The 6246-nt window shown below is 68.5% G+C and carries 7 protein-coding genes; 2 read left to right on the plus strand and 5 right to left on the minus strand.

Annotation, left to right across the window (positions count from 1 at the left end; translation table 11 throughout):
* Positions 1-27: 27 nt before the first annotated feature.
* The 5 genes from AC1DYI_RS05095 to AC1DYI_RS05115 form a co-directional block, all read right to left on the minus strand.
* Positions 28-813, minus strand: a complete 786-nt coding sequence (locus AC1DYI_RS05095) for a competence/damage-inducible protein A (protein WP_477202990.1) — start codon at positions 811-813, stop codon at positions 28-30.
* The gene (locus tag AC1DYI_RS05100; protein WP_477202991.1) at positions 810-1676 is read right to left on the minus strand and encodes an EI24 domain-containing protein; all 867 of its coding nucleotides are present in this window, start codon (positions 1674-1676) and stop codon (positions 810-812) included. Before AC1DYI_RS05100 ends, AC1DYI_RS05095 begins: the two co-directional genes overlap by 4 nt.
* A 26-nt stretch (positions 1677-1702) precedes the next feature.
* Complete coding sequence (locus AC1DYI_RS05105) at positions 1703-2848, minus strand: YncE family protein (RefSeq protein WP_477202997.1); 1146 nt, start codon at positions 2846-2848, stop codon at positions 1703-1705.
* 237 nt (positions 2849-3085) lie between these two features.
* Positions 3086-3940, minus strand: coding sequence for a creatininase family protein (locus AC1DYI_RS05110; RefSeq protein WP_477202992.1), 855 nt, complete (start codon positions 3938-3940; stop codon positions 3086-3088).
* Positions 3941-3960: 20 nt separating this feature from the next.
* Positions 3961-4773 carry a TIGR00266 family protein gene (locus tag AC1DYI_RS05115; RefSeq protein ID WP_477202993.1) on the minus strand — a complete coding sequence of 271 codons (813 nt, stop codon included), beginning with the start codon at positions 4771-4773 and terminating at the stop codon, positions 3961-3963.
* Between the two features lie 125 nt (positions 4774-4898).
* Here AC1DYI_RS05115 and AC1DYI_RS05120 point away from each other — a divergent pair, with 125 nt between their 5' ends.
* Positions 4899-5642 (plus strand): hypothetical protein, encoded by a 744-nt coding sequence (locus AC1DYI_RS05120; protein ID WP_477202994.1) that lies wholly within the window; start codon positions 4899-4901, stop codon positions 5640-5642.
* Positions 5639-6246, plus strand: a 608-nt coding sequence (locus tag AC1DYI_RS05125) for a pectin acetylesterase-family hydrolase (RefSeq protein ID WP_477202995.1), incomplete at its 3' end; no start/stop codon positions are given. The genes AC1DYI_RS05120 and AC1DYI_RS05125, both read left to right, overlap by 4 nt.

Genomic DNA, 6246 nt, shown 5'->3' on the forward strand with positions numbered 1-6246 from the left:
CACCAACATGGGTTGATGCTAGCGCACCTATTCGGTGCTGAATTCGACGCCGGGCAAAGCCCTCAGCCCGGCCTGCAGCGCGCCGAAGGCGGCATCGACCTCCGACGGCTCGCCCTTGACGCCCAGCTCGATGTGGCGGCCTCGCTGCGGGTGGTCGACGCTGGGCAGGCTGAAGACACGCACGCCGGCGAACTCGGCCTCGATCTGCTCCATCAGCGGCGTCAGCGTAGCTTCCATGCTGCCCTTGACGTACAGCGCGCGCTCGGCATGGGCGGCCGGCTTGAGGTGGCCGTAGCGGTGGTCGAGCAGCCACTCGATCATCGGGTGCGCCATCACCGGGAAGCCCGGCACGAAGTGCACATCGCCCAGGCTGAAGCCGGGGATCTTGTTGTACGGGTTCGGGACGAGCGTGGCGCCTTCGGGGAACACGCCCATGTTCAGGCGGTGGACGTTGTCGGCCCGGTCAGGTTCGTAGGGGATGCCCTGCTCGATCGATACGTCGCGCATGCGCTCTTCGATCAGCAGCTTCGCCTCGGGGTGCAACGCCAGCGGCCGCCCACTGGCCGCCGCGGCACATTGGCGGGTGTGGTCGTCGGGCGTGGCGCCGATGCCACCGCAGCTGAAGACGATGTCGCCACTGGCCAGCGCGTCTTTCAGCGCCGCGGTGATCAGCGGCCGCTCGTCGCCGATGTATCGGGCCCACGCCAGCGCATGGCCACGTGCGGCCAGCAGCTCGATCACCTTGGCCATGTGCTTGTCTTGCCGGCGGCCGGACAGGATCTCGTCGCCGATGATGATCAGGCCGAATTTCATGGGGCAGTGCCAGGCAGGTCGGGCAAGGGGGAAGCAGGCGGCGGCGTCACTTCAACCACCACCGCGCTCGCGCTGGCGCGTTGCAGCTGCAGCGCCGCCAGCAGGTAGTGGGCGAACCACAGCGCCGAGAAGGCGAAGACCAGCGTGTAGAGCCAGACCGACACCGCCATCAGCAGCGGTGCAAAAACCAGCGTCATTGCGCTAACGGCCCAAATCATCGACGGCGCGGCGCCCAGGAAGCCGGTGATGATGCCCATCAACAGCAACTGCCAGCCATACAGCCCCATCAGGCTGCGACGCTCCTCGCGGCTGGCGTGTTCGCCCAGCACGTCGAAGGCCATCACGCGCGTCGTCAGCCAGCCCCAGATCAGCGGCGGCACGATCAGCACGACGCCAGGGATCAGCCAGAACGGCATCGTCACGAAGCTGGCCACCAGGGCCAGCGAAGTGCAACCCAGGCCCCAGAGCGCGCCTTGCCAGAAGGACGCGCCACGCTTGCGTTCGAGTTGCGGAAAACGCCGCTCAGCGACCAGGCTGACGATCGCCGGCGTCATCAGCAACGCCACCAGCATCAGTGAAGCGACCACCACCACCGGCACCGCCAGCGCGACGACGATCAATGCCGCCAGCGCCACGCGGAAGTGCGGGCCGAGACCGGCGTCGATCCACTTCAGCAGTGGTTCGATCAGCGACCAGCCTTCCAGCGTCTCGCGCACCCCCGCCAGTGACGACTCCCAGAAGAACCAGCCCAGCGCCAGCGACGCGCCGCCGGCGATCAGCAATGGCAGCAGCGACAGCCCGATGACCCGCGGCATCAGCAGGTAGGCCAGGGCGCGCCAGAAGGAATCGAGCAGCAGTCGCATCGAGGTAGCGCGCGCCCGTTGGGGGCTCAGCGCAGGTTGCCGGTGTGGCCGAGAGAATAACGGCCCGGCTGCGGCCAGACGGTCAAACCATGCGGCTCGGCGCCGACCTTGATCTGCGCCACGTCGCCGGTCGTCGTGTCGAAGCGGTAGATCACGTCGTCGTAGCGCGCGGCCAGCCACAGCCACTTGCCGTCGGCGCTGACGTTGCCCATGTCGGGGCTGCCACCGCCGGGCACGGCCCAACGGGCCACCACCTTGTCGATCGCGAAGTCGATCACCGCCACGCCGCCATCACCCAGGCGCGGGCCGTGGATCTTGTGCGAGCCGCGGTTGGCCACGTACAGACGCTTGCCGTCGCGGCTGGGGTACAGGCCGTGCGCGCCGATGCTGGTCGGGATGAAGCCGATCTGCTTGAACGATGCACCGTCGACCACGTGCACACCGTCGGCATGCATGTCGGCGATGTAGAACTTCGAGCCGTCGGGTGAGCTGCGGATGTCCTGCGGCATGCCCTTGGTCACCGTGCAGATCTCGGTCTCGCTGGGCTCCCAGACCTTGCCCGGCTCGGTGCGCGGCGCCTTGGTTTCCTTGAAGCGCGTGGCCGGCATCTGCAGCTTCAGGTAGCCCAGCACCTGGCGCTCGACCAGGTCGATCTTGACCAGCGAACCACTGAACTCGCAGGTGAAGAAGGCGTAGCGGCCGTCGATCGAGAAATCGGCGTGGTTGACGCCGGGGCAACCTGGCACGTCAATCGAGTACTGCAGCGCCATCGTCTGCGGATCGCGGAAGTCCAGCCGCTTGCGCGCCTCAGCGACGACGATGGCCGACTTGCCGTCGGGCGTCGCGTACATGTTGTACGGGTCATCCACCGGCACCGCCTTGCCAGGCTGGCCGGTCTTCGGATCGATGGGCGTCAGGCTGCCGTCGGTGCGGCCTTCGGCGTTGTTGGTCACCCACAGCGTGCGCAAATCCCACGCGGGCACGATGTGCTGCGGGCTGTTGCCGACCTTGAAGCGGTCGACCACCTTCATCTCGCGCGGGTCGACGACGTAGACATCGTTCGAGCGCAGGTTGGGCACGTAGATGCGCTCGAGGTCACCCGCCAGCGCCGGGCTCACCTTGCCGGCCGCCGTTTCGCTGTAGAGGTTGCGCGGGTCGACCACCGGCGGCATGCCGGGCACGGTGGTGATGCTGGGCACCGACGCTGCCGCAGCCGGCGCACTGGCGGCCAAGGCTTGGGCTGCCTCGGGCACGGCGGTCGCCGAGGACGACTCGCCGTGCACCTGGTGCACGACCAAGGCGCCGATACCTGCCAGCAGCGCCAAACAAACACCGAGCGCGCGACCGGACCTGCGCTTCTTCGTCATGACAAATTCCAAACGGGATCGAGAGAGGGAGAGAAAACGTTGCTAGCGCAGCGGCGGTTGAACGTGAGGTGGGGTGCGAGGCTGATCCGAGGAGGCGAGACGCTTCTGGATGGCCGCCACGCTAGTGTCCACGATGAGCTTGACGCCGAGTTGTCCCAAGTCAGCCGTGGCGCGACGTGGGTCACCTTGAACGCCATCTTGTGATGCGCCGGCGCCACGGGCCAGCCGGTCGAGCCGGTCGAGCCGGACCATCGACGGGTCCAACGCCAGCGTCAAGGCCGTGTCGGCCAGACCGGCGTGGATACCGATCTCGTCGGCGCTGAAGCCGCGTGCGCGCAGGGCATCGACATAGGCCGTTTGCGTCGTCCGATAGTACTCGACCAAGGCGTGGGTGCGGCAGGCCGGCCGCGCCGAGCGGGGTCTTTCGCGCTCCAGCCGTGCGGCCACCTGCTCGAGGTTGCGCTGGTAGCCGCCGTGGTCGCCCAGCAGCACCACGTCGCGAAAGCCGTGGTGGCACAGGCTCTGGGCGGCGGCGACGAGCACGGCTTCGAACGCCGGCTCGGGGATGGAGATCGTGCCGGCAAAGCGCATGTGCGCCGCCGGGGGCTCGATCGAGCCTTCGGGCACATACGCCAGCACCGGCGCCACCAGCGTCTGGCCCAGCCGCTGCGCGATCTGCAGCGACAGCGCCCGCACGCGCTGGTTGTGCTTGCCCAGCGCCAGGTGCGGGCCGCTTTGCTCGGTGCCGCCGATCGGCAGCAGCACCGTGGTCGCGCCGGCCGCGATGCGATCACGCAGCTCGGGCGAGGTCAGCGCGTCGAGCTCGAGGCTGTCCGCCGGCGCGGCGCCGGCAGCGCCACAGCACAGCAGGCCGGCGATCAGCCAGCGCCAGCGCATGACGGGACCACAGCCTGCGTTCAGTCGTCGTCGCCGCCCAGCAGGCCGCCAAGCAACCCGCCGGTGGCGAAGCCGCCCAGCACCGAGCCTTCTTCGCGTGAACCACCACGCTGCGGCGCCGCGGCGAACACACGGCTGGCCAGGCGCGAGAACGGCAGGCTCTGCAGCCACACGGTGCCGGGGCCGCTCAGCTTCGCGAAGAACAGGCCTTCGCCGCCGAACAGCGCGGTCTTGATCTTGCCGACGTACTGGATCTCGAAGTTCACGTTGGGCGTATAGGCCACGACGCAACCGGTGTCGACCATCAGCGTCTGGCCGGGCAGCAGATCACGCTTGACCACGGTGCCACCGGCGTGCACGAAGGCCAGGCCGTCGCCTTCGAGCTTCTGCATGATGAAGCCCTCGCCGCCGAAGAAGCCGACCGACAGCTTCTGCTGGAAGTGCAGGCCGATCGACACGCCGCGCGCAGCGCAGAGGAACGCGTCCTTCTGGCAGATCAGCGTGCCGCCCATCTTGGACAGGTCCATCGGCAGGATCTTGCCCGGGTACGGCGCTGCAAACGCCACGCGCTGCTTGCCCGAGCCCTGGTTGGTATAGACGGTGATGAACAGCGATTCGCCGGTGATCAGGCGCTTGCCGGCGCCCATCAGCTTGCCGAGGAGACCGCCGCCCTGTTTGCCACCGTCGCCGAAGACGGTGTCCATCGCGATCGAGCCGTCCATGAAGAACAGGCTGCCGGCTTCGCCGACCGCCGCTTCGCCCGGGTCGAGCTCGACCTCGACGAACTGCATCTCCGAGCCCTTGATCTCGTAGTCCACCACATCCATCGCCATCTCGAATTCCCCTGTTGTCGTCAGGCGGCACTTGCCGCAGAGGGGCGAATGGTACTGAAATCCGCACCTTGCGTTGGCGACCCGCCGGCGCTTGAGGCGACTGCTGACCACCAGACCCGGCTGTCATGTCCTTTCCGCCACGCCCCGCCCTTCGCAGGCGACTGCTGCCGCTGTTGGTCGGCGGCGCGCTGTGTCTGGCGGCCATCGGGGCCGGGTTGGCAATGCTGAAGCCGGCGCGGCCCGCGCCAGGCGTCGTCGTGGCCACACCAGCAGCGCAGGCACCGTCGGCAGCCTCGACCGGCTCGGGTGCCCGCGCAACTGCAGCACCCGAGGCCCTGCGCGCCGAGGTGCCTTTGCTCGACGCGCAGCAATGGGCGCAGCTGCAGCAGTCACTGGCCGGCCACCCCCAGGCCGACGCCGAGGCGGCGCGCATCATCGAGTTGCTGGCCTACCAGCGCTCAGTGCAGCAGTTCCGCGCCGAGCGCCTGGCCGGCGCCGGCGCATCCAGCCCGACGCTGGTCGCGTTGGCGCGCCGCATCGATGAAGGCCTGGACGCCCGCATTGCCAACGGCGAGGTCAGCGGCCCCGAAGCACAGCGGCTGAAGGCCGCCTTGCTGGAGGTGCTGGAGCCCGACGCGAGCCGACGCGCCGAGGCACTGACCGCCTGGCGCCAGGCCCAACTCGGCGCCCACCCGCCGCAGACCGACCCGCGCGATGCCCAGCTGCTGCAGGCGCAGCAGGTGCTGGTGGCGCGCTGGCGCCGTGATGCCCCGGCCGGGACGGCCCCCGATGCGCTGGTGGCGCAGCTCGAGGCGCTGCGCCAGCGCATATACGCCTCCCCCTCCACCAACCAGGGAAAAACGCCATGATCGACAGACCCGTGTCTTCGTTGCTGCGCCGCCTTCTCGCGGCCTTGGCTCTCTTACTGCTGGCGCCATGGGCGCACGCCGCGTGGTTCATCTGGGAAACCATCGAATTGCCGCTGTCCAGCGGCGCCGCGTGCGGCAACGGCACGCCCTACCGCTTCTTCGTCAACCGAACACCGCTGAACAGCCACCTCGCGATCACCTTCGAAGGCGGCGGTGCCTGCTGGGACCAGGACGCCTGCGAGGGCGTCGGCGCCTACAGCGCGACGAACCCGGACGGCATCCCGGCCGACTACATGAGCCTGCCGAACTCGGCCGCGGGTGGGCTGGTGACGCCGTTCTCTGCCCGCGTCGACCCCTTCGAAGGCGTGCGCACGCAGGACTGGACACTGGTCTACATGCCCTACTGCACCGGTGACGTGCACACCGGCAACCTGGTCCATGTCTACAACGACAAGCGGCCCGACCAGCCGCGGGTGCAGTACCACCGCGGCCAGGCCAATGTGAAAGCCGCTGCCGACTGGATGCGAAAGAACCTGGGCCGTCCCGGCAACATGCTGTTGACCGGTTTCTCGGCCGGCGGAGTGGGCTCGACCGCCAATTACGC

The organism is Ideonella sp. P3_A4, assembly GCF_056403075.1.

What these genes read in the sequence shown, in the direction of transcription:
- AC1DYI_RS05095 (WP_477202990.1), bottom strand. Translation starts at nt 813, where the DNA reads ATGAAATTCGGCCTGATCATCATCGGCGACGAGATCCTGTCCGGCCGC.
- AC1DYI_RS05100 (WP_477202991.1), bottom strand. Translation starts at nt 1,676, where the DNA reads ATGCGACTGCTGCTCGATTCCTTCTGGCGCGCCCTGGCCTACCTGCTG.
- AC1DYI_RS05105 (WP_477202997.1), bottom strand. Translation starts at nt 2,848, where the DNA reads ATGCCGCCGGTGGTCGACCCGCGCAACCTCTACAGCGAAACGGCGGCC.
- AC1DYI_RS05110 (WP_477202992.1), bottom strand. Translation starts at nt 3,940, where the DNA reads ATGCGCTGGCGCTGGCTGATCGCCGGCCTGCTGTGCTGTGGCGCTGCC.
- AC1DYI_RS05115 (WP_477202993.1), bottom strand. Translation starts at nt 4,773, where the DNA reads ATGGCGATGGATGTGGTGGACTACGAGATCAAGGGCTCGGAGATGCAG.
- AC1DYI_RS05120 (WP_477202994.1), top strand. Translation starts at nt 4,899, where the DNA reads ATGTCCTTTCCGCCACGCCCCGCCCTTCGCAGGCGACTGCTGCCGCTG.